Genomic DNA, 15,965 nt, shown 5'->3' with positions numbered 1-15,965 from the left:
TCTCATCAAATGGTTTAACTTTCAACTATATGAGTCATTCCATTTTTTTATTTGAAGTGCCATATGGTTTCCACCAATTTCATTGTTTAACACCAACGCTTCTTTCGCATTTGTATTTCTATTTAGAAGGTGAACCGCGCTAATTGTATGTAAAATGCTAGAAGCACCAAATGTTTCTCCCAATTTTTCTTTGGGGCAATGCCATTCTATATTTGAATATGTATCGTTTAACGTCTGAAATATTGTTGCTTCTAATTTTTCGACCTTTTCCGAACCGTTCGAGGTTTTAACGACGATCAACTCATCGACATGTTCGTCAAGGGGAATCTGTTTAAGTAAATCAAGCATAATCGTACTATTCGGATCGATATCTTCAAACCAAAGGTGTAAAGATGGCTCACATCCAAGTGCATATTCACCAATTTCACCATAAATAATCGCATTCCTATTTTGTGCGCTTTCTAATGTTTCGAGCACGAGTACCCCAACGCCTTCACCGAAACGAATAGAACTGCCGAGATGGCAATAAGCCTCGACCATATTTTCATTCAATTCATCAGCTCCGGCTACAATAACTCTTTCTGCCTGTCCTTTTTTTAAGAGACTCATTGCATAAGGGATCGCAGATAAGCCTGTGAGGGTTGAGGTAGGTCCTTTTATGTTAAAGGAAATACAGACATGGCCTTGTGCAGAATTTAACACGGTATTGGGGAATAACCTTGGACTTGCATTCGATGGGCCGTCTTGAATTAATTGCTTTGTGTAACGATTTGTCGATTCCCAAGGTCCAAAAGTGGTGCTCATGATAAAACCAGATGTTTCCAAATCTTCTTTCTCTGTCAATTTTGCATCACAGAGACCATTGTGAACAGCGGCGATAGTTAACTTGGCGAAGCGGTCCATATTTCTAGTCTTATAGGGTGACAGTAATTCTTTGTATTGTTCATCATCGACCCGAAACCCAGTCAATGCGAGTTGCAGTTCTTCTGAAATCCAGCTGTCAGGTATGGGATCTTTATGATGGACGATAGCCTCGCGCAGCAACTGTTGACCAATGCCCAAATGTGTGACTGCACCCATGCCCGTAATGACGATACTCATAAATAACCCCCTCCTTTTCATGTAGTTTTGCTTTTTCACAAGCCAGATAGGACTAATGGATGGTGTCCTTCGTTTCATTTACTGCTTTTACAGCACCTAAATTCTACAATTTTTTTCCGATTTCACCCCTTATTTCCTATTTCTTACTCTTTATTAAATTATAACGCACTGCTTTCAGATTTCACCGCAATCCTTATTGCGGCTTTCCGTAAGGGAATTTACGTTAGGAAAAATCTAAATGGAAAATGACCGTTTTTTACTGCCTTTTTAGTAGTTTTGTTTCACGTTATTGGAATAATATGGTTTCCAAAATGCTAGATGGAGAGATTTGCAAGAGGGATATAAAAAGCCTGCACCATCCAGGCCTTACACGATATTGGGACGGAGCAAGGCTTTCTTTTGGCCTTCATTTCACGAGCTGTAGGTGAGGCATACTGTTTAGGGGAGTACTCAGTGCGGCATGCCGGGGAGCGCTTTTGTCATAGTAAATCCCCCGATTTGCTCACTCAATGAGGTATTTTCACTTGCGGTTTTCCGCAAGGTTGAAGATTCGATACGGTCATCATCACCGCCCTGAAGATCAATGCTAAAAAGATACAGGATTCGGCAAAAGAAGAAATGTATCCGGTGTATGATCAACAATACATGTCCAGACATAAAAGGCTTAGACCTTTGTTGCTCTGCAATTGGAGACATTCATTGCTCATTAAGTGGCTTAAAGGTTGCTGAGCTATTTAGAATCATCAGGCGCAGGCTCATTCCAAATGAGATACAGCACCCCGGACATTATTTATAAATCACATCCAAGCCATGGAGTGCCATATGGACAAAATGTATCGATCTTTTTTCTTATTTTTAATGGCCTTGCTTTTTGAAAAAGACCTTTTTAAGAAGTACCACCCAATAACATATCATAAGGTATCGCCTCCCGGACTCGTCCATGAATTCCTTCTGTAGTGGTCGCTTTACAAAGAGAATTCCAAATGGACTCTTCCACCGTATCTACAGTCATTTCAAACAATCGAGAAATAGTATCGCCGTCTTCTCTCAAAAATGTAAAGGGTATCCTTTTTGGGTGAGGGGGCGACTCATGAGGAATACGATGGGCAGTGGAGAAAGCAATGACAATATCTCCGCTCCCGTGAGCAGCATAAGAGCCCGTTCTGGAAAGTCCAAAAGAAGCGCGCTTTGCTAAGCGGCTTAATTGTCTTTCATTGAGGGGGGCATTTGTTGCCAGAATGATCATAATGGATCCGTCTGGCATTTTTTCTTCCTGTTCGGAGCAACTTGTCCAATCACCCCTTGGGGGACGAAGATCTTTTTTCAATCCAAAATTACTAACCACAAATGCTCCTACAGTAAATTGTTCCGTTCCAAAGGAGGCGACTCTGGAACTTGTTCCCACACCACCTTTGAACCCCAAACAAGACATGCCTGTTCCCGCTCCCACGCATCCTTCTTCAATCACTCCCGATTTAGCGGATAGAATCGCTTGGCGGGCATGGTGGGGCTTGACATGGAGTCCGCGAATGTCATTTAAATACCCATCATTGCATTCTCCCACGATCACATTCACGGTGCCTGTTGTATCGCCAATTTGTGGATTTTGATGAAGGAGATGCCGAAGGGTTCCTTCCGAGACTGCCGGTACTGAAAAAGTATTCGTTAAGAGGATAGGACTTTCTATAAGGCCCAGCTCTTGCAATTGGATCGTCCCTACTGTCTTTCCAAACCCATTAATGACATAAGCGCCGCCTAAAACCTTTTCTCGGAATACATTATCAGGATGAGGCAAAATGGCAGATACTCCTGTTTGGACTGTACAACCATTTTCTTTCTTGTCGGAAAGAGTGACATGGCCAACCATCACTCCTGGTATATCTGTAATGGAATTGTGCGTACCTGTTTTGTATCTTCCTATGGTTATGCCTAAATCTCTCAATCGAACTCTCGTCATTTATCTATACCTCCACCATTTTTAGCCATTTTCAACCGCCAACTGCTATTCGCTAAAAACTTTTTTGCTTAGCCATCTTTTTCAAGAAACGTTCCCCTTTTCTTGAGATAGTAGTTCCGGAACGTCCCTGGCGAACATTTAATAAATGCAATTGATTCAGCACTTCCAATCGTAATCGCAACTGTTGTTCGGAAAGGATGATACCTTGCTCCCGCAGTTTTTTTCTAACGATAGCGCGCCCAAAAGAAGCGCATTGTTTCTTACCTTTGGCGAAGATGTTAAGAATTGCGAGACTTTCTCCCAAAAAACCATGTTCTTCTATCCTTTTAATCAGCTCATTTACATCACTTTCGCTCATTTCTTCTGTTGAGTTATTTAGAAGCCTGCCTTTTATGTAAAATGGCAACGATTCTAACGTCAATTCTTTTTCTTCCAGACAGGCCATGTAGGATAAAGCGTTAAACAGTTCTCTTACATTTCCCGGCCATGAATACTGCTTTAAAAGTTCAATCATATTTTGGGGAATGATTAAGTCTTCCCGATGTAAATGAGAATGAAGATATGTTTCAATGAGCGACTCAAAATCTTCTTCCCGCTCTGACAAAGTTGGCATTTTACACGTTAAAACCGACAACTGATAGAATAAATCTTTACGAAAGCTATCTTGATCCACTAACAATGAAAGATCTATATTACTAGTTGTAATCATTCTTACTCGTACGGGGACAGGGTGATGCCCTCCCATTCTAATCACTTGCCCTTCTTCTATTACTTGAAGAAGTCTCCCTTGCATTGAAATAGAGAGTTCATCTATTTCTTCAATGCACAATGTTCCGCCGTTTGCCAATTCAAACAACCCTGGGGTAGTCTGCCCGTTTGCTTCAATACCGAACAATTCTCTTTCTAATAATTCCTTTGGCCATGCCGAACAATTAATATTTAGATAAGGTCCTTCCTTGTTAAAGGAGTCGTTATGAATAGACTGAGCCAGCACACTTTTTCCTGTACCAGTTTCTCCAAAAATATGTACAGGGTCATTCATCTTGGAAATTCTTTTTGCGATATACAAAACATCTTTCATTGCTTGACTATTTGCAATCATGTCATCAAGAAAATATTTGGCGTTTTTTTCGATTGTATTTCTTGCCCATTTACGAAAATAAGTGGATTCAATATTTGATTGGTTTTCATTTGCCAATGCCACTAAAGATTTCATATAACGATTCGTCAAAAAAAATTGGGAGCAATCTAATCTAATTTCTTTCACGACTTCAAAGACTGTTTCCAAGGCCAGCACACGGTAGCCGATGTCTATTACTTCAAAAAGCCCTTCTGGAACAAGTTGCATTTCTCCGGGAGTAATGACAAAGTCGATATCTAACGGAATCCCGGTATCTGGATTATAGGCATAATAGTTATGTTCAAAAACGACTTTTTTAAGAGCTTGAACCGTCTCTTCGGTGTTTTGCTTTGTATCATTTACGACAAGAATATTTTTTCCTTTCGTGGCAGAAAGCAATCTTGCCATATTCACGTAGTTAAATCCACGTTCGGCAATGATATATTTTACTTCTTTTGGTAAAAAAGGCCGCACAAGCGGTAATATAAATTTAGATCCCAATAAAATCGTTTCTTCTTTGGAAATCGTTTCTCTTGCGAGGTATTTAATAGAAATGGGGCGAATCTTTATTAAATCTCCAGCGATTTCTGTCATTTGCTTTGCAATCATATCCAAATATTCATCTTGAATTGAAATGATTGTCAGTATCTTTTCCGCCACTTTCTTTTCACTCCTTTGTCAATCACACATCCAGTTTATCCCGCATGTAAGGTGCCGTAAGACTCCCACTTTAAGAATTGAGTTGAAACAAAAGGTCTAAGTGTGAGTTGACGGCACCTAAATGCCCGATTGGTTCAACTAACATTCAAGGAGAAAAGCACTCCTTGAATGAAGTTTCACTTTATCCCGCATGTAAGGTGCCGTAAGACTCCCACATCAAAATCTTGATTGAATACAAAAGGTCTAAGTGGGAGAAACGGCACCTAAATGCCCGATTGGTTCAACTAACATTCAAGGAGAAAAGCATTCCTTGAATGAAGTTTCACTTTATTGTTTGTTTTTTCATCAGCTAATTTAGTTGTGTCCCAGCCTCCAGTCCATGTTTTATCTTTTGATTTCAGCTTCTCTGGCATTCATAGAACCGTCAGGAAGTAGATAAACACCTTCTAAATAGTTCTTCTTGCCAGCCATCGTGTCTTCAACCATTAGAAATGCCCAAGGTGCGTCTTCCCAAATCAGCTCCTGCATTTTTGCATAAGCTGTTTTTCGCTTTTCCGGGTCTGCTGTCTGCAGGGCTTCATTAATTAGTTGATCCACTTTTTCGTTTTCGTAATATGCTACATTGTAAGATTTAGGGGGGATTGCATCTCCCGCCAACAATGGACGAATTCCCCAATCTGCATCCCCAGTGGAAGAGGACCAACCTCCATAGAAGAGCTCAACTTCGGCATCCTTTGCCTCTTGAACGGACCAAATTTTGTCGGATAACGTTCCTGCCTCCATGGGTACAACATTTACTTCGATCCCAATTTCACCTAATTGTTGCTGGATGAACTCCATGGCCTTAATGGCATCAGAGTTGTTTCCTCCCCATACCGTCGTTTTGAATCCGCTTTCATAACCTGCCTCTTGTAACAATTGCTTCGCCTTCTCTGGGTCATAAGGATAGGGTGTTTGTTTAGAATAAAATTGCAGTCCGGCAGGAATGACGGAATCCATCTCACTTCCATATCCTCGGTAAACAACCTTTAAAAATGCCTCTTTGTTAATTGCGTAATTAATCGCTTGGCGAACTTTTATATCATTAAAGGGCTTTTTTGTCGTATTCATTGACATATAGCGGGCTACAATAGAGGGGCTATTTTCAACAATAATGCCGTCAGTGCCATTGAGCGATTCGGCTTGTTCAGTGGGGATGGGGTAAATAAAGTCAGCCTCTCCAGTCTGCAACATGGCTACACGCGCACCACTTTCTGGCACTGGCTTAAATTTTATCCCGTCCACTTTTGGCAAGCCTTCTTCCCAATAGTCTGGGTTTTTTTCAACTGCTAAGTGATCACTTTGATTCCATTCAACAAACTTGAAAGGTCCCGTTCCAACAGGGTTCATAGCAATGTCTTTTCCATACTTTTCAATAGCGGCAGGACTTATGATTCTTCCTGCGGGATGGGCAAAATGATTGAGCATGGCGCCAAAAGGTTCTTTTAGAGTAACGCTGACTGTGTATTCATCTATTACTTCCGTTTTTTCTACAAGTTCAAACATGCTATAGCGCTTTAACTTGTTATCCGGATTGGCAACACGGTCAATATTGACTTTCACCGCTTCGGCGTTAAAGGGAGTACCATCATGAAATGTGACACCTTTTCGTAATGTAAAGGTAAAGACTTTGGCATCATCGCTCGCCTCATAACTTTCTGCTAATACAGGAATCATGTTCATGTCTTTGTCAAAACCGACAAGTCCTTCCAACATGGTCGATTGAATAGATCCGGATAATGTGTCATTTGTGTCATGTGGATCCATGCTGATGAGATTATCTTTGACGGCGATGACAATGGAATTTCCTTCTTTCTTGGCAATTGGTTGTTCTTCGGGGTTCTTGTTTGTTTTGCTTTTTTGATCCGCATTTGAACTAGATTGGCCGGAACATCCTGCAAGCACAAGGTTTAACGCAACGAAAATCGTTAAAAAAGCAGTAAAAAATCGTCTTTGAAACATGTTTTTTCCCCCTTGTTATTTTTTATTTACAATAGTGCTTTTGCACTTTTGTAACGTAAAGGATGGAACAAGCTCACCTACATGTTCATTTCTGGCATTTTTTAAAGCGGGACGGTAGTGATGTTGTAAATGGTGGAGTTGATCTTGACTCATCATGCCGAGTTGTCTTAATGTCTCTAATACTGCTGGATAGACTGCACGCCCATTTCCGTCTTCTATTTTGATCGCAATACCCATTCCAGTTTCTTTATCACCTATTAGGTAAACAGCTTCTGCTCCTGCTTTTCCCAATAGGCGTCCTTTGGCGGTTCTCATAAGTTGTGTGCAGAAACGGCCTGTTCCGCCGACCATTTCGGGGTGCTTTATCATAGCCGCTGTAATTCGCTTTACTGCTTCAGCCCTTTTACTTCCTAAAGAATGGGGATGAGCCATTCTGGCGAAGCCATAAGCCAATCGTTCCAAGGGCAAAGCATGGACTGGCACCCCGCATCCATCAACTCCCGTTTTGATTTTTTCCATTGGATAATCAGTGACCTCGGAAATGACTTGTATGATTCTTTGTTGGACAGGGTGGGTAGGCAAATAATAATCTTCTAGCGTTTCATGATGGTGTATAGCCGTTATGAGCATCCCTGCGTGCTTACCGGAACAATTGTTGTACAAAGGAGTAAGATCTTTTCCTGAAGAAATGAGATTTTTATATGTATCGTGCGCATGGGGGATATGTGTGCCGCATTGTAAAGAAGATACCTCAACTCCAACCCGCTTCAACATGGAAAGTACCCGATCAGTATGTTGGGATTCCCCGCTATGGGAAGCACAACACAACGATAGCTCTTGATCAGTCATTTCGTATTGATCTGCGGCCCCTGTTTCTACGATCGGTATCGCTTGTAGAGGCTTAACGGAAGAACGGGCATATGTTACCCGGTGAGGATCACCCACTGAATAGAGCAGTTCTCCTTCCGAGTTCACAACGGCGACATGGCCGAAGTGGGAACTTTCCAAATTTTCACCGCGGTATACATCTACTAGTTTGATAGGTTGCAAAGTACAACCTCCTTTTGTAAATTTTTAAATTTTTTGCAATCATTTGTCACATTATAATACAATTAAAAACCTATTTCAACCTATTTAGGGAAGGGATTGTTGTTATGTGAAGGGAATATACTTAAATAGGTTTTATTAGGGGGGATTAGAATGAAGGTTTTTATATCGGCTGATATGGAGGGAGTGGCAGGGGTTGTCCATCGCGAGCATACTGCGCGCAATGGCCAGGAGCATGAGCGGGCAAGGTTGCTGATGACTGAAGAAGTAAACGCATGCATCGAAGGAGTCTTAACTTGTGGAGCTAAAGAGATAGTAGTCAATGATTCACATGGATCCATGCGGAATGTAATCCCTGAAGTGATCCATCCGGCGGCTGATTATATCACCGGCTCTCCCAAGCCGCTCGCAATGATGGAAGGGATCGGTTTTCACTATGATGCGGCTATTCTTTTAGGTTACCATTCTAAAATGGGGAGCAAGGGAGTATTGAATCATACTTTTCATGGAGGGGTGATTGAAAATATTAAAATCAATCAAAAAGATATGGGAGAAATCGCAATAAGCGCAGGAATCGCTGGACATTTTGGTGTACCAGTTGTTCTTGTTACTGGATGTCAACATACTGCTGATGAAGCTAAAGACTTTATTCCGGGGATTGAGACAGCAATCGTCAAGCGGACTATTAACGAGCTATCAGCAAGGCATTTAAGCCCGAAAAAAGCCCGCAACCTCATAAAAGAACAAACTATTTCGTCCATTTCTAATATTGCCCAAATAAAACCGGTTGTAATGAAAGGTCCTTTTGAAGTGGAGATCACTTATCTTCATACAGGGCTGGCGGATGCCGCCGCGATTTTACCGATTGTAAAGAGAATAAGCCCCAAAACCCACTGTTTCCGGACCGATGATTTTATCACTGCTTTTCGGTACATTCGCAGTTTAATCGCGATAGCAAGGGCTGTTGGCTAATCACAATTAATTCTCAATTTGTTCTCTGGAACAGTTCACTAAAAACTTACATTAATAAAAATACACAATAAATTTACAATCATTTAAAGTGGAATCAACAATCACTAGATATATTAGGAGGGAATGGAAAGATTAACCATTATAGTTTCAACAGCATATAGCATTTTATGCAGCGTATGCAAAAACCGGTAGTGATGGAATGTTCACTATAAAAATTACGCATGATGGGGGTCATTTTTTTATGAAGAAATGGTTGCAAGCGTGTTTCATTTTATTAATCATGTCCCTGGCGGTGTTATCGGCATGCAGTGGTGATGAGGAATCGAAAAAAACAGATGGCGAAGGCGAAGAAATAGAAGAGTTGTCTGTACAGTTCGTTCCATCGCAAAATGCAGATACATTAGAAGCGAAAGCAAAGCCGCTGGAAAAGTTATTGAGTGATCAGCTGGAAATTCCAGTAAAAGTAAGCGTTTCTACCGACTATAACACGATTGTAGAAGCCATGAAATCGAAGCAAGTAGATGTTGGTTTCTTGCCTCCTACAGCATATGTACTCGCTAAAGAACAAGGTGCTGCAGATGTTATCTTGCAAGCACAGCGCTATGGGGTAAATGATGATGGGTCACCAACAGAAGAATTGGTTGATTCCTATAAGTCTATTTTTATCGTCAAAAAAGATTCTGATATTGACTCTGTAGAAGATTTAAAAGGAAAGAAAATTGGCTATCAAAACGTTACGTCCTCTGCGGGGTTTGTGTGGCCGGCAGCCACCTTGATGGAAGCGGGCATTCATCCTTTGGAAGATGTTGAAGCAGTTACATTAAAAGGCCATGACCAAGCGATTATTTCTCTCCTCAATGGGGATGTTGACGCGGCTGTTACATTCCAAGATGCCCGGAATGTAGTCGTTGATGATTATAAGACAGTTTTTGATGATACAAAGGTAATCGAATTTACAGAACCGATTCCGAACGATACGGTTACGGTCCGGCCAGACATTAGTGATGAAATGAAAGAAAAAATCACACAAGCCTTTATTGAAATTGGAAAAGATAAGGAAGGACAAGAGATCATTCGTGATATTTACTCCCATGAAGGATATGTGGAATCACAAGATAGTAACTTTGATATTGTAAGAGAATATGAAGAAAAGGTGAGTAAAGAAGTTAAATAAGGAGACTGTCTCGTAACTACATAGGAGAGAAAACCTATCTACCAAACAGGGAATGCCAAGTCTGTCTCGTAACTACATATAGGAGAAAAAGCACGATAAAGGGAAATGAAGGCCGGCAGGAAACGGTTGGGCCGCCAATTTCCCTTTTATCTCGCATGTAAGGTGCCATATACACCACATCAAGACCTGAGTTGATACAAAAGGTCCAAGTGGGAGAAAACGCACCTAAATGCCCGATTCGTTCAACTAACATTCAGTAGGAGATGGAAGAAAACGCCTACTGAATGAAGTTTCACTTTATGATGATGAAGGTAGGGAATATTTTGATTGAATTTAAACATGTTTCTAAAATATACCCAAATGGAGCGCGTGGTTTAAAAGATATTCATTTAAATATTGATAAAGGGGAATTTGTAGTGATCGTTGGTTTGTCTGGTGCGGGAAAATCAACGTTATTACGGTCGATCAATCGACTGCATATGATTACGGAAGGAGAGATCATTGTTAATCAAAAGTCGATTACTCGCGCAAAAGGGAAAGAGCTTTATGAAATTCGCCGGGATATTGGCATGATATTTCAAAACTTCAATCTTGTTCGCCGATCATCTGTTATGCGAAATGTGTTGTCTGGGCGAGTGGGTTATCATTCTACCTTGCGAATGGTGTTAGGCTTGTTTCCGAATCGAGATAAAGAACTGGCGTTAGAAGCGTTGGAACGTGTTGGTTTACGAGAAAAAGCCTATGTACGGGCGGATCAACTTTCAGGAGGTCAGCAACAAAGGGTTTCGATTGCCCGCGCCTTAGCTCAAGAAGCAAACATTATTTTAGCGGATGAACCAGTGGCTTCTTTAGATCCGTTAACAACGAGACAAGTAATGGATGATCTGGCCCGCATTAATCAAGAACTGCATATAACGATGGTCGTTAATTTACATTCGGTCGAATTAGCGAAGGAATATGCGACGCGCATTATCGGATTGCGTGATGGGGAAGTTGTATTTGATGGGGCTGTATCCGAAGCGACTGATGAAGTATTTGAACAAATCTATACGAAAGAAGACAAGAAACATGCGAAGATGAGGGTCGCCGAATGAAAAAAGCATATGTTTTAGAGCAAGACGCATCTCTTCCGCCATCGAAAACGAAGTCGCTCATGACAGGTATACTCGTGATGGCGATTGTGCTGGCAAGCGGATGGCAGATTGGCTTTTCTTTTTCCGAATTAATGGATGGCCTTCCCAATATGTGGGAGTTAGTTGTTCAGTTGGTGCCCCCGGACTGGGCGTATTTTTCCGAGGTGACCGCGCCGATGCTGGAAACAATCAGGATGGCTGTTGTGGGTACAACATTGGGAGGATTAGTGGCTTTCCCATTAGCGATGTTGGCGGCAAGAAATATCTTTTTTTCACGGTGGGTGACTGTTCCGGCCCGTTTGATATTAAATCTGATCCGAACACTTCCCGAATTACTATTGGCAGCACTATTTGTGGCTATTTTCGGTATTGGGCCCATTCCCGGGATTTTTGCGTTAATGTTATTTTCTTTGGGGATCATTACAAAGTTATTTTATGAGTCGATTGAATCGATTGATCCAGGACCAATGGAAGCGATGACAGCGGTCGGCGCCAATAAAATCAAATGGATCGTATTTGGTGTCGTGCCGCAAGTTATGTCTTCGTTTATTTCGTTTTTCTTATATGCATTTGAAATCAATATTCGGGCGGCGGCTGTATTAGGATTGGTTGGTGCGGGGGGAATCGGATTATATTATGAAAAAACACTTGGATTTTTTCAATATGGGCAAACATCATCCGTCATTGTATATACATTAATTGTTGTCCTTATAATTGATTACTGCAGTATGGGGATAAGGGAGAAACTAACATGACGCAGCGCAACAATATCGTTTATATTCGCCGTTTTTTCATCGGATTGGTGATACTTGCCATATATGTATGGGCCTTTGCCGGATTACCCGCCATCGAACTAAAGGAAACCTCTATGGAAATCGTCTCGGCCATTATGGCGGGTTTATTTTCGCCTGATTGGGCGTATGTGTATGATCCTGGCGGTGAAGATTTACTTCGCGGATTGTTGGACACCGTTGCTATTGCGGTTCTTGGAACATTTATCGCGGGAATTCTCAGTATTCCATTTGCGTTTATGGCATCTAACAATATTACAAAAAGCAAAACATTAGTGGGAACAAACAAGTTTATTTTAAGTTTTATTCGCGTTTTTCCCGATATCGTTCTTGCTTTACTATTTATTAAAGCGGTGGGGCCCGGGGCTTTCGCTGGTGTACTGGCTTTAGGGATTGGCGCAATCGGCATGTTGGGGAAGCTGATTTCCGAAAGCATTGAAAATGTGGACTTGAGCGCAAGGGAAGCGTTAATCGCAACGGGGGCAAATCCGGTTAAAACGTTTATGTTTGCGGTTGTTCCGCAAGTGTTGCCGAACTATTTTTCTTTCGTCATGTATCGGTTGGAAGTGAATATGCGGGCTGCTTCTGTATTAGGGGTCATAGGTGCAGGCGGCATTGGCACACCACTTATTTTCGCTTTAAGTGTTCGCGATTGGGAGCGGGTAGGCATTATTTTACTGGGGATCATCGTGATGGTCACCCTGGTTGATCTTTTATCTGGTAAAATTAGAGGTCGCTTTACCTAATAATATAAAAATAGATTCAGCTCCAGGCCTGCCAGCAGCTTGGGGCTGCAAGGCGTGGGGGAGAATGGTCCGGGTGCGAAGGGCTATCCGAAACGAAGAGTGTTCGACTGAAGTGTCGACCGGATGAATGAATGTTGTCAGTTCCTTGTTCAAACGTTATTCATGCGATCAATAACTTACGGAAAAGTCGACAATATCCCACATTTTGGATATGAGCAAAGTTGTTGTACAAGAGTCGTTTCATTTTCACGTCAAACGACTTAAACAACAGGGCTTGTGTTTATTTTGGCCTTGGACTCATATCAATTGATGGTTTTTAATTCGGCTAAAATGTCCGATTTCGCAATGAAAAGGACTGCCGTTGTTTCACTGCTTCTTGGAAAAGATGGAAGGGCGCTTGGATGTTTATTCGTTCCTTCGATAGCTCCAAAGTTGAACATTCGTTTCGTGAACAAGCAGGAAATTGCCCATATGACAAAAAGGGTATCTTTAGCAGGTCTTATCAGTTTTACGGAGAAGGGGGTTGAAACAGCGATTAGTTTTATGGGGCATTTGTGAGACTGATGGATGGATCAGTAAATCCGGTCGAATGAACGTAGAAGGAATCATTAGCTTGTGGAGAAAGCAGATATTATTCTCTACACGCTATTTTTTCTTTTGAGCAGATGGCGTGTCTTTGCAGCAACTTGTTCTAAGATAAGCTTCCTGTTTTTTGTTGCGGCGCCGCCTGTATGAATAGCCATTTTTAGAAAATGGACGTGTGAAAAGGCAGTCTTGTCCAAAGTGATTCCTCCCTTTTAAAAATCATCAATGTTTCTCGGTTCATTACGGCAATAGAATTTTTTCTTGGGCTGTTTTTTACAATCAGATTGCTTTTCGGTGCTGTTAAGCCAAGTCCAGGTCTCAGCGAATGTCTTCGCTTAACAGCAAACGGTATTCCTCCGGTTTAGATTTAGACAAGAAAACAATTGGCGCAGTACGCTTCAACGATTGGGCAAATCCGTGCTATGCTATTGAGAGACTGCCTTAAAGCGAGTGATGGCATTGAGTATTTTTATTTTGGAAGATGATGTGATTCAAGCGCAGCATCTAAAGCGACTGGTGGAGGAAATTTGCGAGAAACATCAGTTGCCGCATGATTTTATAGAAGTGACGAGTAAAAGTGCGGATATTATCGAAAAAATACCGCTGACGACTTTTGTGCCGATCTATTTTTTAGATATTGAAATTAAAAGTGAGGAGCGCAAAGGTTTGCAAGTCGCGCAAGAGATTCGCGAATATGATGCCCAAGGCATTATTGTATTTGTCACAACGCATTCCGAATTTGCGCCGATCTCTTATCAATATATGGTGTCTGCTTTAACGTTTATTGATAAAGGATTGCCTTATGATGAGCGCTTCCGCATGTTTGAACAATGTCTTCTTCATTATAAGGCCCGCAATATGGCTGATATGCCGGCTGATGATTTTATTGTTGAAAACGCCCGGGCAACGGTACGTGTGCCGTTTGCCACAGTAGAATATATCATGACAGATGGGCCGCATCGTTTAGCCTTGGTCACGACGGACCGTTTGGTTTATTTTTATGGGGCGTTAAAAGAGATGGAAACACTGGACAACCGTTTGTTTCGCTGCCATCAATCTTATATTGTGAATACAGTGCAGATGTCCTCTTATGACGCAACGCAGAAGATGATCGTTTTAAAAAGCGGCAAACGTATCCCGGTGTCGCGCCGTTTAGTCCGCAAAGTGCGCCAACTGTTAAAGGGTGAGCTGTAAATGTATGTGTATGATATTGCCGCGATCGTGCTGATTGGTATTAGCCATGTGTTATTGTACATTCGGTTAATCCGCTATAACCGCCTGTCCTATACAATGGTGATCACTGTTAGCATTGTCTTTACGATTTTGCTTGGGATTGTTGTGCAGACAACGGGTTATCCGGAATTTAATTTGATTATGTTGCTGCTGTTTCTGTTAAGTTTGGGTTTATTGAAGGACGACTTAACATTTATCCAAAATCTTTACTTTGCATTAATGAGTATCGTCGTTATCACATTGGCGAAAATGGTGTTGATGGAGCTGGGCATGAAGCTGTTTATGTTAACGCCATTTAATTTGTATTTATGGACGTCTAGCATCATCCATCTCCTCAGTTCGATCGTCATTTTCATTGGCATTGTCCTGTGGCGTAAGCAGATTCAAAAGCTTGCACAATTTATGGTGGATAGCCCTCTTTATTATGTAACCTATATGCTTCTTATTGCCGGACTCATCGTGGAGCTGATTTTGACGGTGCCATCCACCAATTTATTGGCTGCCTTACATCAACAATATGGACAAGTAAGCTATATTGCGGCATTCATTTTATTTTTTGTGTTGCTATTAATCATATTGATCAGCTCGCATTTGTCAAAAGAAAGAATGTTGGAAGAACAACAGGAACGTTTAGACAAAGAATTGCTCGATTATGTGGGGAAGCTGGAGCTGTTGCATGAAGAATTGGCCAGTTTTCGCCATGATTATATGAATGTATTATTGGCACTGGATGCGGGCGTGCGCTCGAAAGATATCAAGCAAATTGAGCAGGTTTATCATGATGTGATCGCTCCGACTTCCAAGCTGATGAATAATCGCGAGTTGGATATTGTGAAGTTATCGCGCGTCGCTATTCCAGAAGTGAAAAGCGTGTTGAGCGTAAAATTGATCGCCGCCCAGCAACAACAAGTAAAAGTGATGGTAGATATTCCTCAGACGGTTGAAGAGATTGCGATGCCCAAAGTTGCTTTTATTCGCGCCCTTTCTATTTTAGTGGATAATGCGATTGAAGAAGCGGTTCAAAGCGAGGAAAAAATGTTGCAACTGGCCTTTTTTGAAAAAGAGGATCGCCAATATTTTATTGTCCGTAATAGTTGCCGGGACGAGGCGGTAGATTTGCAGAAAATATATGAGAAACGCTATTCCAGCAAAGAAGGGAACCGGGGATATGGGTTATTTTCGTTAAAGCGTTTGATTGATAAAACAGCAAATGTGACGTTAGAGACGACTTTTCATGCCCCATATTTTGTGCAAACTTTTATAGTGAAAAAGTAGGGGAAAGGGTTTAATTCCTAACCATATCGTGAAAAAGTTCTGCCTCGGTACAGGCAGAAGCTCTTATCTAAAGCAATGGATTTTGGAAAATCAATCGTCGCCTTTCCCTTTTTGATGAAAAATAGGCAACTAATCTCATTCCATAACAATGTGCCATCTTTATGTGTGGA

The 15,965-nt window shown here is 41.5% G+C and carries 14 protein-coding genes; 8 read left to right on the top strand and 6 right to left on the bottom strand.

The genetic code is table 11. From position 1 onward, the window contains the following. Window positions 1–21: 21 nt before the first annotated feature. The 5 genes from MHB50_RS18850 to MHB50_RS18830 form a co-directional block, all read right to left on the bottom strand. The gene (locus tag MHB50_RS18850) at window positions 22–1,101 is read right to left on the bottom strand and encodes a beta-ketoacyl synthase N-terminal-like domain-containing protein (RefSeq protein ID WP_339165264.1); all 1,080 of its coding nucleotides are present in this window, start codon (window positions 1,099–1,101) and stop codon (window positions 22–24) included. An 886-nt stretch (window positions 1,102–1,987) separates the two neighbouring features. Then, window positions 1,988–3,058, bottom strand: coding sequence for a P1 family peptidase (locus MHB50_RS18845; RefSeq protein ID WP_077113916.1), 1,071 nt, complete (start codon window positions 3,056–3,058; stop codon window positions 1,988–1,990). A 52-nt stretch (window positions 3,059–3,110) separates the two neighbouring features. Next, window positions 3,111–4,838 carry a sigma 54-interacting transcriptional regulator gene (locus tag MHB50_RS18840; RefSeq protein WP_083717727.1) on the bottom strand — a complete coding sequence of 576 codons (1,728 nt, stop codon included), beginning with the start codon at window positions 4,836–4,838 and terminating at the stop codon, window positions 3,111–3,113. Between the two features lie 384 nt (window positions 4,839–5,222). Then, entirely contained in the window at window positions 5,223–6,839 is a 1,617-nt protein-coding gene (locus tag MHB50_RS18835; RefSeq protein WP_340084537.1) for a glutathione ABC transporter substrate-binding protein, read from the bottom strand. 15 nt (window positions 6,840–6,854) lie between these two features. Further along, window positions 6,855–7,880, bottom strand: coding sequence for an asparaginase (locus MHB50_RS18830; protein ID WP_340085371.1), 1,026 nt, complete (start codon window positions 7,878–7,880; stop codon window positions 6,855–6,857). Between the two features lie 159 nt (window positions 7,881–8,039). Here MHB50_RS18830 and MHB50_RS18825 point away from each other — a divergent pair, with 159 nt between their 5' ends. The 6 genes from MHB50_RS18825 to MHB50_RS18800 all read left to right on the top strand — a co-directional run bounded on the left by MHB50_RS18825 (window position 8,040) and on the right by MHB50_RS18800 (window position 13,260). Continuing rightward, window positions 8,040–8,858, top strand: a complete 819-nt coding sequence (locus MHB50_RS18825; protein WP_339165255.1) for a M55 family metallopeptidase — start codon at window positions 8,040–8,042, stop codon at window positions 8,856–8,858. Window positions 8,859–9,099: 241 nt separating this feature from the next. Further along, window positions 9,100–10,032 (top strand): phosphate/phosphite/phosphonate ABC transporter substrate-binding protein, encoded by a 933-nt coding sequence (locus MHB50_RS18820; RefSeq protein ID WP_339165253.1) that lies wholly within the window; start codon window positions 9,100–9,102, stop codon window positions 10,030–10,032. A 305-nt stretch (window positions 10,033–10,337) separates the two neighbouring features. Then, the gene (gene phnC, locus MHB50_RS18815; protein WP_340085369.1) at window positions 10,338–11,126 is read left to right on the top strand and encodes a phosphonate ABC transporter ATP-binding protein; all 789 of its coding nucleotides are present in this window, start codon (window positions 10,338–10,340) and stop codon (window positions 11,124–11,126) included. Further along, on the top strand, window positions 11,123–11,920 hold the full coding sequence (phnE, locus tag MHB50_RS18810; protein ID WP_340084535.1) for a phosphonate ABC transporter, permease protein PhnE: 798 nt from the start codon (window positions 11,123–11,125) through the stop codon (window positions 11,918–11,920). Before phnC ends, phnE (MHB50_RS18810) begins: the two co-directional genes overlap by 4 nt. After that, on the top strand, window positions 11,917–12,702 hold the full coding sequence (phnE, locus tag MHB50_RS18805; RefSeq protein ID WP_340084534.1) for a phosphonate ABC transporter, permease protein PhnE: 786 nt from the start codon (window positions 11,917–11,919) through the stop codon (window positions 12,700–12,702). Before phnE (MHB50_RS18810) ends, phnE (MHB50_RS18805) begins: the two co-directional genes overlap by 4 nt. 306 nt (window positions 12,703–13,008) lie before the next feature. Then, window positions 13,009–13,260 carry a hypothetical protein gene (locus tag MHB50_RS18800; protein ID WP_139345729.1) on the top strand — a complete coding sequence of 84 codons (252 nt, stop codon included), beginning with the start codon at window positions 13,009–13,011 and terminating at the stop codon, window positions 13,258–13,260. A gap of 80 nt (window positions 13,261–13,340) precedes the next feature. Here the strand turns inward: MHB50_RS18800 and MHB50_RS18795 are convergent, their stop codons facing one another. Continuing rightward, complete coding sequence (locus MHB50_RS18795; protein ID WP_340084531.1) at window positions 13,341–13,484, bottom strand: hypothetical protein; 144 nt, start codon at window positions 13,482–13,484, stop codon at window positions 13,341–13,343. A gap of 262 nt (window positions 13,485–13,746) precedes the next feature. Here MHB50_RS18795 and MHB50_RS18790 point away from each other — a divergent pair, with 262 nt between their 5' ends. Together MHB50_RS18790 and MHB50_RS18785 are read left to right on the top strand one after the other, a co-directional pair. Then, window positions 13,747–14,481: a response regulator transcription factor gene (locus MHB50_RS18790; protein WP_339165248.1), complete on the top strand. Its 735-nt coding sequence runs from the start codon at window positions 13,747–13,749 to the stop codon at window positions 14,479–14,481. Next, on the top strand, window positions 14,482–15,795 hold the full coding sequence (locus MHB50_RS18785; protein ID WP_339165246.1) for a GHKL domain-containing protein: 1,314 nt from the start codon (window positions 14,482–14,484) through the stop codon (window positions 15,793–15,795). Window positions 15,796–15,965: the final 170 nt, after the last annotated feature.

Source organism: Siminovitchia sp. FSL H7-0308 (assembly GCF_037980985.1).
Lineage (GTDB): Bacteria > Bacillota > Bacilli > Bacillales > Bacillaceae_C > Siminovitchia > Siminovitchia thermophila.
Note: the sequence above shows the minus strand (reverse complement) of the source record. Positions and strands in the feature narration are given on the sequence as shown.